This is a genomic window from Spirosoma endophyticum (assembly GCF_900112365.1).
GTDB lineage: Bacteria > Bacteroidota > Bacteroidia > Cytophagales > Spirosomataceae > Spirosoma > Spirosoma endophyticum.
The window spans coordinates 236925-250860 of record NZ_FOLQ01000007.1 but is presented as its reverse complement, the minus strand read 5'-3'; the positions used below and the strand labels follow the sequence as shown (position 1 = coordinate 250860).

Below are 13936 nucleotides of genomic sequence, written 5' to 3'. Positions count from 1 at the left end.
GCAATTTCATGCGTTCAATCCAACTTATTACCCTTTCGATTTCGTTAACTGCCACTGGGCTCGTTTCGGCGCAGACTTCACCCACTCCCCAGCTTCAACCGGCACCCATCATGAGCCGATGGGAGAAACAGGTAACAGCCGACAATGCCTGGCGTGAATACCCACGCCCACAACTGGTACGGAAACAATGGCAGAACCTGAATGGTCTGTGGGAATACGCCATTACGGCTAAAACGGCCCCGCAACCGACCAAATACGACGGCCAGATTCTGGTTCCGTTTTGTCTGGAATCAACCGTATCGAAAGTCAACAAATCGCTAACCGCTGATCAACGATTGTGGTATCGCCGAACCATGAGCGTGCCCAAAGACTGGGGCGATCAACGGGTGCTGCTTCATTTCGGCGCGGTAGATTACGAGTGCAGTTTGTGGATTAATGGCGGGCTGGTCGGTTCACATACGGGCGGCTCGGACGCATTCAGTTTCGATATCACGGATTACATGAAAGCTGGGCAGAATCAATTGGTATTGGGCGTAACTGACCCTAGTTCAACTGGAGAACAGCCACGCGGCAAGCAGTTGCTCAATCCACATGGCATTTGGTACACACCGGTATCGGGCATCTGGCAAACGGTCTGGATGGAACCCGTACCGAGGCAAACGTACATTGAAGAAGTTAAGATGACGCCCGAACTTGATTCAGGACGCGTTCGGGTGGACGTATTGCTCGACAAACCGGCAGACAATTACACAACAGCGGTTCGGTTGACGGCTTTAGATGGCACGCAGACCATAGCAACAGCGTTAATTCGGGCGGGCAGAACCGGGTACCTAAATGTTAAAAATCCCAAACTCTGGTCGCCCGACAGTCCATTTCTGTACGACATCAAGGCTGAATTGGTGACAGTGACTGACCCGTTTGGCGATACACCCCGCAACAAGCGCTCCCGCCAGGACGCGGCCATTGAGACCGCTTTCGCTAAAGCAACAGTGACGGGCACACCGCTTGACGTGGTAACGGGCTATTTCGCGATGCGTAAAATATCGGTCGGGCAAGGTCCGGTAGCAAACCAGCCTGTGCTGCTGCTGAACAACAAATTTGTCTTTCAGAACGGCCCGCTCGATCAGGGCTGGTGGCCGGGTGGATTACTAACCCCACCTTCTGACGAAGCAATGACGTTTGAGATTGATTTCCTGAAGAAATCGGGCTTCAACATGCTACGTAAGCACATTAAGGTTGAACCCGATCGCTATTATTACCTCTGCGATAAACTAGGGATTTTGGTCTGGCAGGATATGCCGTCGGGCTTTCTGGAAGGACAGAACGAGTACCCCGGCGATCAGTCGGAACCGATACGTCGGTCGAAGGGAAAAGAGCAGTTTGAGCTGGAACTTCGGCGGATGATGAATCGCCTGCATAATCACCCCAGCATTGTTACGTGGGTCGTGCATAACGAGGGCTGGGGTCAGTATGAAAATAAACGACTGGCCGATTGGGTGAAAGCGCTCGACCCAAGCCGGACCATAAACGCCAGTAGCGGTTGGAATGACGTCGGTGCCGGTGATTTCTACGACATTCACACCTACGAAGAAGAGCCCAAATCACCGACGCCCACAGCCAATCGCGTGGTGGTTATTGGTGAGTTTGGGGGCATTGGCTGGCCGGTTCAAGGGCATCTCTGGAATCCTGGCATGCGCAACTGGGGCTACCAAACGTATCAATCGGCCGATGCCGTGCTGAAAGCGTACCAGAAGAAATACGCCAAAATCGTTGAGTATTATCAGAAACAGGCTTTGTCAGCGGCCGTCTATACCCAGACAACGGACGTAGAGGGGGAAGTAAACGGACTCCTGACCTACGACCGCGAAGTCATCAAGATTCCCATCGAAACCCTCCACCAGATTCATGCACCGCTGTTTAAATAACGTAGTGAATTTATACTTGAAGGGATTGCCTAGTCTGAACCGCTAGGCAATCCCTTCAAGTATAAAAAACCAGACGACTACATTTCCCAGACAATGTTGGTGTAATAAAAGCCGCCGACGGCTGGCCCACCGATGAAGGTGTAGTAGGGCTTGTTAGCCAAATTAGTACCGCCTGCTTTCAGCAAAAGACCCAGTTTCGGGAGTCGGTAACTGACCTGAGCGTCCAGTGTGTTAATGGCCGATACGTTGCCAGTGGCCAGTTCCGACTGCCACAGAAAGGCGTCCTGGTGTTTGTAATTTACGGAGAAGCCAACGCCATTCCACAAATTGCCGTTTGATACGTTTAGGTTGGTAATCCACTTGGGTGTGTTGAACGAACTCTCTAACCCATCACCATTTTCGGCGCGGTCAAGTTTGGCATACGAAGCATTCCCGCCTACTGACCAGTTCGTTGTCAGGCTATAGCGAAGGCCTAAGCTGGCGCCATAATTAAATGTTTTTGTCTGGGAGTTGGTCCAGAGCCGGTAACGGTCCTGCGTGTTCGCCGACGAAAAATAATACGCTAATGAATCGGGATTCGAGCCTTTGGCCAGGTTGGCATTCACCTGAGCGATAAAATTTTTATAGGCCATGTAATACGCGTCGATATCAACAAAAAGCCGTTGCCGGAACAACAAGCCTTTATACCCCACTTCAAAACTATTGACCTGTTCGGGTTTCAGATAGGTGTAGGGACTTTGTTTAAGCAATCCTTTATTTTTCTGGATAGCCGCGTTGGTGGTTAGCCCATTAGTGTTCACATCCGTGGTGATAGCCGCCTGAAAAGCATTGATGGAGGTGACCAGGTAGGCATTTTCGTAAATCCCTTTCGACATGATCGGCAAGCCGCCAACGCGCTTCACACCACCCGAATTGATATTCGTAAAACCTTCGAATAGGGAAGGGAACCGATAACCGTTCTGATAAGAAACGCGGATGTTGTGATCATTCGTGGGCGAATACACAAGCGACAACCGGGGGTTAAGCCGGGCATCGAAATAGTAATTTTTGTCGAGTCGCAACGACGCAGCTACCTTTAGCTTATCGTCGAAGAACGTCCGGGTAGCCTGGACAAAGCCCCCCGTTTTGCCGTAAACCAGGTTGGTGCCCGGTTCCGTTGGGTTAATAAAATAATTGCCATCAGGAAACACTACGTATCGCCGAAAATCGAATCCGGCCTGAATCGTCAGACCGGTCTGCTCGCGAAACCGTTTCCAGAGAACCCGCGTCGGTTCGACTTGTCCTTCGACATGGTACATCCAGGACTGCACCCGCAAGGCTGCGCCAATATCCCAGTTGTTAATATCACGGAGTTTAGCCACCAGGTCGTTAAAGGTCGGTGTTCCGGGAACAGGCCGTCCCTGGTCGGCGACAGCCCGAGCATCCCTAAGCGCATCAGGTACCGCCGTGCCAGCCTGGGTATCCTTATTGAACTGACTGGTAAAATCAGTAAACCACTGATTATCGGTTTTAAACGACTTGTCGATGTTTTCGGCCATCGACCGGATGTTATACGAATCGCCCGTGTTTTCGCTGCTTCGATACGCCCGGAACTGGATCGAAGGTGTGGTCAAGGTTAGACTATGCTGATCGAGTCGGTAATTCTCCAGCCGAAAGCGGTTGGTCCGCTGGTAAACGTTGTTTAACGTAGCGCCCTGATACGTGTAGGCCAGTTCGACATTCGGTGAAAAACGATAATGCAGGGACAGATCACCCCGTAGATTCCGTAAGCTGTAATCAGTAGCCTCCGCTTCGTAATACCCCGTCCGGCCAATGCTGTATCGTTTACCGCCCAGGGTCAGTGTGCGCCTGTTGGCCGCTTCATTGCCGTAGCCGTTGACGGGATCATACGCGGGATTGTCAGCGCCGAACAAGCCTAGCGACGAATTGCCATTGGGGTTCAAATCATCCCGATTACCAGCCACCCAGTCGTAGCCCGCCTGATACACCAGATTCACTTTGAACGCGAACCGGTCACCAATTCGACGGGCATAGCGAATACTGGTTTCCGAAAAAAGCTTGGCTGATACGTCGGCGTCTTCCACATGGTTGACGCCGGTTTTCTGGCCGATGCTTAGCCCCGGCGAATCGAACGGGTTTCGGGTCAGTACGTTGACCAAGCCATTCAATGCGTTCATGCCGTAGAGGGCCGACGCCACGCCTGGTACCAGTTCAACCTGCTGAATATCCAGATCGGAAGGCGCCAACGCGCTGGCAATGGGCGCGCCAATGTGCGGAGCCTGATTGTCGCGCCCATCAACGAGCTGGACAAACCGAACGTTGGTGGTGGCGGCAAAGCCGCGGGTATTATAGACTTTAAACCCCATACTGGAGGTCAGTAGTTGAACCCCTTTCAGATTTTCAATGGCATCGAAGTAGGACGGTTGCGCCGATAGCCGGATTCGACGGGCGTCGAGCACTTCTATACTTACGGGCGAACGTAGTACCGATTCAGCCACGCGTGATGCCGACACCACAATTTCGGTCAATTGCACAGACCGTAGCGAATCGACTTTGGGCAAGGTGTCGGCAGGGGTTATGCCAGTAGATAAAGCGGTAATAAGTAGAGCAATATTAAGCATATGAGAGGGGTAAATAAATAGCGCGTCGTTATTTCCGAACAAATATAACGCTATACATTAAATGTCCATACGCTATGCCTGTTTGGTTATTAGATAGCCTAATTTATAGGAGGAGATAAATATTGGCTAAAACAAACACCTCTCCGGTCAGTAAAAAGATTTTACTGACCGGAGAGGTGTCAACTAAAAAACCGCTACGTATTGAGTCGCAGAGATGTTAATTCGGGTCTTTTTTGATGATGCTTACCATCACGCTGGATGGCTGTTGGGGAGAAAAATAAACCCGGTGCGTAGCCTTCTGGAAGTCGGCTTCGGTAGCCTGATAGATATTCACAAATTTCTGCGGATTGCGGTCAACCAGCGGGAACCAGGAGCTTTGGACCTGCACCATCATTTTGTGGCCTTTTTTGAACGTGTGAGCCGCATCCTGCATATCGAACTTCACCTCCGTAACCTCACCGGGCTTCATCGGTTCGGGTTTCGAGAAGCTGTTCCGGAATTTGGCCCGCATGACTTCGCCCCGCACCAGTAGTTGAAAACCACCCATTTTTGTGCCCGCAATGGGACTATTGTTCGGAGCATTACCGGGGTACATATCGATAAGCTTGACCACAAAATCGGCATCTGTGCCCGTCGTAGACACAAACAGATCGGCCATTACGCTACCCGATATGGTCACATCTTCGGTCAACGTATCGGATTCATAAACCATGACGTCGGGTCGAGACGCGGCAAAACGCTGGTCTTCGTACATAAAATCGCTGCCCCGAATGTTCCTAATTTCGGCTGTGTAGGGCACAGGCTTTTTAGGGTCGCTCACATACTCGTCAAATGGGGTTGGACTAGTCGTGGGGACATCAAACGATAGCTTTCCGTTCGGATGGAAGTACAGTTTTTTCTCCTGCGCTGTTTTGGGCGGCCACTGATCGTACTTTTTCCATTGGTTGGTGCCGGTCTCAAAAATGTAGGCTTTCGGCAGTTGCGGATCGGGTTTGTCTTTCAGGTAATGGCCAAAAAATGGAAATTCGATCGTTTCCCGATAAAATGGGGCCGTCTTCGAATCGAAGCGAATATTCCCCAACGCTTCCCCCGTTGACCGCGACCAGCCACCATGAATCCACGGCCCCATAATCAATGAATTCGGCGACTTTGGGTTGTTACGTTCGATACCCGCGTAGACTTTCAGCGGGCCATACAGATCCTCCTGATCGAACCAGCCCCCTACGGTCATGACGGCGGGTTTGATGTTCTTGAGATGCGGCACGGGCGTACGGGCCTGCCAGAATTCATCGTACGTATCGTGGTCCATCATCTCATTCCAAATCGCATTCTTTCCTTTGAAAATGGTTTCGTTGGCGTTTTTGATTGGTCCTAGATTCATATAAAACTCGTAACCACTAGGCGTACCGTAAGCCGAATAACCAGGGCTATTCTTGGGTGTGGGTACAGGCCGGGGCTGACCATAGGAGGAAAGAAAAGCGAACGTTCCCATCAGAAAGAAAGCGCCGTTGTGGTGCCGGTCGTCGCCCATGAACCAGTCCGTTACGGGCGCCTGTGGCGAAACGGCTTTCAGGGCCGGGTGCGCATCGAGCAGGGTTTCAGTCGTGTAAAAACCGGGTGCCGAAATGCCCCACGTACCAACCTTCCCGTTGTTGTTCGGAATGTTTTTGAGTAGCCACTCAATGGTATCGTACGTATCAGAACTTTCGTCAACGTCGGTTTTCTTTTTCTTGTTGGGAATGTATGGCTTTACCGCCACAAAGTCTCCCTCCGACATATACCGGCCACGAACATCCTGATAGACAATGATATACCCATCCCGCGCAAAGAGCATCGACGGGCCGATGGATGTTTTGTATTTATCCTCACCGTAGGGCGCTACGTTATAGGGCGTGCGATCCAGCATGATCGGGTATTTCTGATCGGTGTTTTTCGGTACGTAGATCGACGTAAATAGCTTCACCCCGTCGCGCATGGGAATCATCCGCTCCATTTTGGTATAGTTTTCCCGGACGTAGATCGAATCTTCTTTATTCACCTGCGGCCCCTGAGCGGCTACTTTGTGCAACAGCAAAGACAGCAACAGGCATAGGACAAGGCCCATCGTTTTTTGCTGTTTGCTAATCAATTGATACGTATTGAGTTTCATACGTGTGTTGATGACTAGTTAGGTTGTAAGTAATTTGGCAAAATTAAATAACAAGAATTGTTTACAGAGACACGGATGGGTCAATAACGCCCATTTTCTTATCGAATACTACAGCTAGGAATTTTATGAAATCGCGATGATTTCAGCCTAACAAGCGGCAAGTTTAGCCAACGTTTCTTCGGCAAGTAGTTTAGTTAATTCGCCAGCAGGCAGCTCACGACCTAAAGCAGCCGCCTGTCCCGACCAGAGTGACATAAAATCGCCCGATCCGGTAGGTTCAGATTTAAATCGCAAGGGAGCAAGGGCGCCACCCGCCAGCGGAAACTCTGGTGCTACGTCAGACATGGGTCCAACTTCCCGAATAAGCCGATTCACAATGCCCCGCGCCGGACGACCCGTAAATACATTGGTGAGTACCGTATCATCGCTCTTCGCCTTTCGCAGGGCTTCCCGATGAATTGGCGGCAGTTTTGCTTCCGGGCAGAAGAGGTAAGCCGTGCCCAGTTGCACAGCCGAAGCGCCCAGCGCAAAGGCAGCCACAATACCGCGCGCATCGCCAATGCCTCCGGCAGCAATAACCGGTACGTTCACCGCATCGACTACCTGCGGCACAAGTGCCATGGTGCCGATCTGCCGGGAAATATCATCACGTAGAAACGTAGCCTGATGACCACCCGCTTCGGCGCCCTGGGCAATAATGGCGTCGCAACCTTCCTGCTCAAGCCAAATGGCTTCTTCTACCGATGTTGCTGATGATATAATTTTAGCGCCCGTTGCAGCAACGCGATCCAGCAGTTTTCTATGGGGAAGACCGAAATGGAAACTGACCACTTCTGGTTTAAACTCTTCCACCAGATCGCACATAGCGGCATCAAATGGCGTACGGTTGGACATTGGAATGGGCGCTTTGGGGTCAACGCCCAGTTCAAGGTAATAAGGGGCCAGACGCTTTCGCCATTCATTCTCACGATTTGCGTCAATTTTGGGTGGTTTGTGGCAGAAGAAATTAAGGTTAATGGGCCGGGCAGTACGTTGCCGGATAAGGTTAAGTTCACTACGTATCTGTTCGGCATTCAGCAACGCACAGGGCAGCGATCCAAGTCCACCCGCTTCAGCAACGGCAATGACCATGTCCGATAAAACCGGCCCGGCCATGGGCGCCAGAATAATGGGTAACTCAATGCCAAAGAGAGTTTGAATACGATTATCTGGCCAGGTCTTCATTATATACTGCGTTATAGGAATGGGCGATTCAGTCTGGTTTTTAGTCACGTTATACTAATTACTGCATATTACCCCCAACCCCCTGAAGGGGGCTCAGGTTGATAATAGTCGAGCTGAGCCCCCTTTAGGGGGTTGGGGGTAATATGCAAAAACTATCAAAACAGTATTATAACTTTCTGCACAATTACCCAAGTAAAAGTTAGTTGGTATAGGCCCTACTTCGTTATAGGCCATTTAAACCGGCATAAGTTCCGAATTTGGCGCAACAGAGTAGATGTAACCCCAAACCAGCCTTGACCCTATAGCCACTTACTTCATTTATGAGTCAACGTAATTCTATTTCCTGGCTGAAGACCTCAGTGCTCAGTCTATGTGCGTTCAATTTACTAGCTAGCCCAACTTGCCTGGCGCAGTCGAGTCCACCCAAGCCCGTAACGATTCAGGTGGATCTGGGCAAAAGCAAAGGCCCGCTTAAACCCATATGGGCCTGGTTTGGCTACGATGAGCCAAACTATACTTACATGAAGGATGGGCAAAAACTGCTTACTGAAATCTCACAGTTAAGCAAGGTACCCGTCAATGTCAGGGTGCATAGTCTGCTGGTAACGGGGGATGGAACGGCAGCGCTGAAATGGGGGTCAACCAACGCCTATACCGAAGATAGCAAAGGCAATCCCATTTACAACTGGACCATTATCGACAAGATTTTCGACACGTATATTCAGCGGGGAATGAAGCCCATTGCACAAATCGGGTTTATGCCCGAAGCAATGTCGACCAAGCCGCAACCTTACCGGCATTACTGGAAACCCGGCGATAATTACAACGATATTTACACGGGTTGGGCGTATCCGCCCAAAGATTATCAAAAATGGAGTGAACTGGTCTATCAGTGGGTGAAGCACTCCATTGGCCGGTATGGGCAGAAAGAAGTGGAAAGCTGGTATTGGGAACTGTGGAACGAACCGAACATCAGCTACTGGAAAGGCACCGTTGACGAATACATCAAATTGTACGACTACACGGCCGATGCGGTCAAGCGGGCGTTGCCAACGGCCAAAGTGGGCGGGCCAGAAGTGACCGGCCCCGGCGGTGGCAATTCACCGGTTTTCTTCAAGGCGTTTATGGATCATGTTGTAAACGGCAAGAATTATGCGACTGGCAAAACCGGCACTCCCATTGATTTTATCACTTTTCACGCTAAAGGAGCGCCAAAACTGGTTGATGGCCATGTGCAGATGAATATGGGAACCCAACTACGCGACATCGACAAGGGGTTTGAAATTGTGGCCTCCTACCCCAGCCTGAAAAATCTACCCATCATCATTGGCGAATCGGACCCGGAAGGCTGTGCCGCCTGCTCAGAAGATTTGAGTCCGCAAAATGCGTATCGAAATGGTACGATGTATTCGAGTTACACGGCCGCTTCGTTTGCGCGCAAGTATGATCTGGCGGCTGCGCGCGGTGTAAATCTGGCAGGAGCCGTTACCTGGGCGTTTGAGTTCGAAGATCAGGCCTGGTTCAGAGGGTTCCGCGACCTGGCCACCAATGGCGTTGACAAGCCCGTGTTGAGCGTATTTCGCATGTTCGGGATGATGCAGGGGAATCGGGCCGACGTAAAAAATGGGCTTGCTTACGATTATATCCGTGTTCGGGATCAGAGTGTGCGCGCCGAAGCCGACATCAATGCCCTGGCCAGTAAAGATGCTAAAACGGCCGCCATAATGGTCTGGAATTATCATGATGACAACGTACCGGCTCCTGATGCGCCCATTTCCGTTCAGGTAGAGGGGCTGCCCAATCAGCGCGTTCTCCTTCAGCATTATCGCATCGATAAGCAGTTCAGTAATTCGTATGAAGCCTGGAAAAAAATGGGCTCCCCAAAAACGCCCACACCTGAGCAAATAGCCGACCTGGAAAAGGCCGGGCAACTGCAGCTGCTCACCTCACCCGAATGGATTACGGCAAAAGACGGTAAAGCAACCCTTACCTTCGACCTACCACGCCAGGGCGTATCCTTGCTGAAATTTTCCTGGGAGTAATAGGCTATAAATCAGACGTAGTAGAGGATTAATTGCGCCTTTTATTTAGCAAAAAAACAGTCAGCTAAGTAGCTGACTGTTTTTTTTAAACCTATTAACTAATAAATTAGTTGTAAAACTAAATCATTAGTCATACATTCGTTCATCATTTTACAATCACTACAGAAATCATGCAGGTGCGCGAACTTACCAAGGCCGAAGAAGAGATTATGCGGGTTCTTTGGCAGCTCAAGAAAGGCTTCGTCAAGGACGTATTAGCCGAGTTGCCCGAGCCGAAACCTGCCTACAATACCGTCTCAACGATCATCCGCATTCTGGAGAAAAAGGAATTGGTAGGTTATACCGCTTACGGAAAAACGCACGAATACTACCCGCTCATTACGGAAGAGCAATACCGGCGCTTCCAGACGGAACAACTGATGGCAAACTACTTCGACAATTCGCTCAAAAAGTTAGTCTCGTTTTTCGTGCAGGACAAAAACATCAGTCTCAACGAAGCCGACGAAATCATTAAGCTCCTAAACAAAAATAAAGATCAATGAACGCCCTCGATTACATCCTGAAAGCTAACCTCTACGGCTTGCTGTTTGTGAGTTGTTACTGGTTACTACTACGTCGGCATACGTTTTTTACGTTGAATCGGGCGTATTTACTGGCCTCGGTCATCCTGTCGCTGATCTTGCCATTAACGAGTCTGCCCGCGCAAACCGTCGAGGCCGACTGGCCGGTGCCCGTGGGTGTCATTGCCTTACCCGTGACGGCGATCGCTACCATGCCCGTCGAAACAGGCCCCGACTGGGAGCAAATCGCGTTGCTCGCTTACGGATTCATTGCGTTTGCGTTGCTGCTGCGTCTGGCGATTCGGGTTGGACGCCTGTTACGATTTATTCAGAAATCACCTCGGCAAGTGTACGACGATTACGTACTGATTCAGGCGCCCATGTCAAGCGGATCGGAAGCGTCAACACCCACCTTTTCCTTTTTCCGGTATTTGGTTCTTAGCCCAGAAGATGTTCATAATGAGCTGATTCTCCGGCATGAGCTGGTACACATTCGCCAGGGACACAGCGTCGACGTACTGGCCCTGGCCTTGTTGCGAGCTGTGTTCTGGGTAAGCCCGTCGCTGTGGTTAATCGACCGAATGCTACGTCAGGTACACGAGTTTCTGGCCGATAAACAAGCCAGTCACCCTACGGTTTACGCCCGTTTTCTGGTCGAGTATACGTTTGGTGCTCAAACCGATACGTTGACCAATGGCTTTTTCAATCCGTCGCTTTTAAAGCAGCGTATTTTGATGTTGCACCAGAGAGCCACGAACCGCTGGGCCTTGGGCAAATACGTACTAGTGCTTCCACTCGCGTTTGGGCTGTTAGCCATGACCACCGCGCGGGAAGAGATTGCAGCGGTCGTGGGTCAGGTAACAGAAGAGACGATCACCGTATCGGGGCGAGTGACTAACGTGGACGGAAAGGCGTTGCCGGGCGCGAACGTGGTGATTGCCAATACAGGCGAGGGTACGCCAACCGACCAGAATGGATTTTACAAGCTAGAGAACGTCTCTGTTTCTGCTACGCTGGCTTATAGCCATATCGGGTATCGCACAGACATTTTGCTACTGAAAGCATTGAGCCATCGCGCTCAAAAAAATCAGTTAACGTTAAGCCCCAGGCTAACGCCGAATCTACAGGACGAGCTTCCTCCGATGGGTGCATCAGCAGTTTATAAAGCAATCAAGCTAAATCCTGCTATGCCTGTCAGAACACCACCAACATCAGATACTGTTCATGGAAAGGTACTTACGGCGGTCGAAGAACCAGCCGTTTTCCCAACTGGCATAATAGGGCTTATGCAGTATGTAGCCCAAAACCTTCGCTATCCTACTAAGGCTAAGGCCACTGATATTCAGGGAGATGTATATGTCATGTTTACTATACAACCAACAGGAACCATCGGCGATGTGAAGGTCAATAAGAATATAAAGCGACTGGGTGGTGGCTGTGAGGAGGAAGCGATCCGAGTCGTTAGTCAGATGCCTAAGTGGATTCCAGCTACCCAAAATGGGAAGACGGTCGCAGTTCGGTATCAGATCCCCATTCAGTTTTCACTGGAAAAGAAAGTAGACAAACGAACGGGGCAGGTTGATCCAGCTATTTTCAAACCGACCGGCAGTCTGATTGGTGAGTTTCCGACCATGCGGGATGCAAATTACCCAAACCAGCCATACCTGACAATGACCAAAGTATCCGTGCCTGCTAGCTCCTTCAAAGCAGATACCTTACCTCAGTCAGGTTTGATGCCAAAACCGACCGCTGCCGTAACAATACGTGGTAGAGGCCCTTTAGGTGAGTTAGGCCCCCAACCGCTTTATATCATTGATAGCGTTGTAATAGCAAAGGATGCACCCAGGCCTCTGGATAAAGTTAGCCCAAAAGATATTCTGAATATCAACGTATTGAAGGGTGAGTCAGCAACTGCTGTATATGGCGAGAAAGGCAAAAATGGCGTCGTTGTTACAACCACGAAGAAAAAATGAACGCCCTCCCCTACTTCCTCACAGCCAGTCTGTATCTGTTGCTTTTTTATGGCTGCTACGTATTGCTCCTGCGCCGGAACACATTTTTTAGCCTGAACCGGGCATACTTGCTGATGTCGATAGGGCTGTCAATAACGCTGCCGTTTATCGAACTACCGAGCGGAACGGCTGAATCGCTACCCGTTGGCACGATTACATTACCTGCATTTGCGGTTAAAAGCGAACGCGCTACGTGGTCACAGGACCAATGGTTCTGGCTAATCTACGGGCTCGGCGTAGTAGTCATGAGTCTGCGACTGGGATTAAATCTGCGAGCCATTTTCCGACTCATCAAACGAGGTACAGCCGAACGCAAATCGGCTTATACGCTCGTTCGGCTCCCCAAAGATTTGAATCTAACACCATCGTTTTCATTCGGACAGTATTTAGTGCTGAATCATGCCGACGCACTCACTGAACCCGACGTGCTCCTACGTCACGAAGAAGCGCACATCCGGCAGCACCACACATCTGACGTGCTGTTTCTGGAAATCGTGCAGGTTGCTTTCTGGTTCAATCCGGTGTTGTGGTTGTACAAACGCGCATTACAGGAAGTACACGAATTTCTGGCCGACCGGGCGGTTCTGAAAACGCCCCAACCCGATTACCCACGCCAGTTGGTTGCCTACGCCCTCAACGTCTCAACGACAGCCTTAATTACCCCTTTTGTTTCTAAATCTACCCTTAAACAACGTATCGTTATGTTACACAAACCACAGACCCATCGCCGGGCGCTTCTCGGCTATGTTCTCGTGCTGCCATTGGCGGCTCTGCTAACCATGTGTTCCCAATCAGAACGCGATCAACCTCAGAGCGAGGCCAGCGCTCAAACGTCGGTCCGTAAACCGGTGAAAGTAGACGGAGAAGTTTATACCGTGGTCGAAAATCAACCGGAATTTCCGGGTGGGATGGAAGGACTGGGGGCGTTTATGCAAAAGAATCTGAAATACCCCGAAGCTGCCCAAAAAGCTGAAGTTGAAGGAAGAGTATTCGTTCGTTTTATCGTCACCAAAGAAGGCGACATTACCGATGTTCAGATTCTAAAAGGTATTGGATACGGAGCCGATGCAGAAGCGGTACGTGTTGTAAAAAGCATGCCCCGCTGGAAACCGGCTAAACAAGGGGGGCAAGCGGTGAACGTACAATATAACTTACCGATTAACTTTCAATTAGAGGAAGATAAAGTAGCTGAAAAAGCAGCTCTGTATAAAGGCATAAAGCACTTTATTATTGATGGAAAAGAAGTTACAGAGGGGGATATAACGGCGCTTTCACCTGATAAAATCGCCCGTATGGACGTTAATAAAGAGAAAGCAGAGATTATCATCACAACAAAATAACTTCACACGCTAACGAATAAGGGCTTATAGTGACTAATTACAAGTCATCTATAAGCCCTTATT

General features: G+C 50.2%; 8 protein-coding genes. 5 read left to right on the top strand and 3 right to left on the bottom strand.

Annotated features, from left to right (window positions below; translation table 11 throughout):
• The first annotated feature begins 8 nt into the window (after positions 1-8).
• Complete coding sequence (locus BM202_RS19315) at positions 9-1925, top strand: glycoside hydrolase family 2 protein (protein WP_245776714.1); 1917 nt, start codon at positions 9-11, stop codon at positions 1923-1925.
• Between the two features lie 77 nt (positions 1926-2002).
• Here BM202_RS19315 and BM202_RS19310 read toward each other — a convergent pair whose 3' ends face one another.
• The 3 genes from BM202_RS19310 to BM202_RS19300 all read right to left on the bottom strand — a co-directional run bounded on the left by BM202_RS19310 (position 2003) and on the right by BM202_RS19300 (position 7919).
• Entirely contained in the window at positions 2003-4546 is a 2544-nt protein-coding gene (locus BM202_RS19310; protein WP_093829106.1) for a TonB-dependent receptor, read from the bottom strand.
• Between the two features lie 217 nt (positions 4547-4763).
• Entirely contained in the window at positions 4764-6695 is a 1932-nt protein-coding gene (locus tag BM202_RS19305) for a CocE/NonD family hydrolase (RefSeq protein WP_093829104.1), read from the bottom strand.
• A 147-nt stretch (positions 6696-6842) separates the two neighbouring features.
• Positions 6843-7919: an NAD(P)H-dependent flavin oxidoreductase gene (locus tag BM202_RS19300; protein ID WP_093829102.1), complete on the bottom strand. Its 1077-nt coding sequence runs from the start codon at positions 7917-7919 to the stop codon at positions 6843-6845.
• Positions 7920-8239: 320 nt separating this feature from the next.
• Between BM202_RS19300 and BM202_RS19295 the strand changes: the two genes are divergently transcribed.
• From BM202_RS19295 to BM202_RS19280, 4 genes are all read left to right on the top strand, one after another.
• Entirely contained in the window at positions 8240-9961 is a 1722-nt protein-coding gene (locus tag BM202_RS19295; protein ID WP_093829100.1) for a GH39 family glycosyl hydrolase, read from the top strand.
• A 170-nt stretch (positions 9962-10131) separates the two neighbouring features.
• Entirely contained in the window at positions 10132-10503 is a 372-nt protein-coding gene (locus tag BM202_RS19290; RefSeq protein WP_093829098.1) for a BlaI/MecI/CopY family transcriptional regulator, read from the top strand.
• Entirely contained in the window at positions 10500-12494 is a 1995-nt protein-coding gene (locus tag BM202_RS19285) for a M56 family metallopeptidase (protein ID WP_093829096.1), read from the top strand. The genes BM202_RS19290 and BM202_RS19285 overlap by 4 nt, the downstream gene beginning before the upstream one ends.
• Positions 12491-13873: a M56 family metallopeptidase gene (locus BM202_RS19280; RefSeq protein WP_093829094.1), complete on the top strand. Its 1383-nt coding sequence runs from the start codon at positions 12491-12493 to the stop codon at positions 13871-13873. Before BM202_RS19285 ends, BM202_RS19280 begins: the two co-directional genes overlap by 4 nt.
• The last annotated feature ends 63 nt before the right edge of the window (positions 13874-13936 follow it).

Coding starts and splice junctions, on each gene's coding strand:
- BM202_RS19315 (WP_245776714.1), top strand. CDS start 9: ATGCGTTCAATCCAACTTATTACCCTTTCGATTTCGTTAACTGCCACT.
- BM202_RS19310 (WP_093829106.1), bottom strand. CDS start 4,546: ATGCTTAATATTGCTCTACTTATTACCGCTTTATCTACTGGCATAACC.
- BM202_RS19305 (WP_093829104.1), bottom strand. CDS start 6,695: ATGAAACTCAATACGTATCAATTGATTAGCAAACAGCAAAAAACGATG.
- BM202_RS19300 (WP_093829102.1), bottom strand. CDS start 7,919: ATGAAGACCTGGCCAGATAATCGTATTCAAACTCTCTTTGGCATTGAG.
- BM202_RS19295 (WP_093829100.1), top strand. CDS start 8,240: ATGAGTCAACGTAATTCTATTTCCTGGCTGAAGACCTCAGTGCTCAGT.
- BM202_RS19290 (WP_093829098.1), top strand. CDS start 10,132: ATGCAGGTGCGCGAACTTACCAAGGCCGAAGAAGAGATTATGCGGGTT.
- BM202_RS19285 (WP_093829096.1), top strand. CDS start 10,500: ATGAACGCCCTCGATTACATCCTGAAAGCTAACCTCTACGGCTTGCTG.
- BM202_RS19280 (WP_093829094.1), top strand. CDS start 12,491: ATGAACGCCCTCCCCTACTTCCTCACAGCCAGTCTGTATCTGTTGCTT.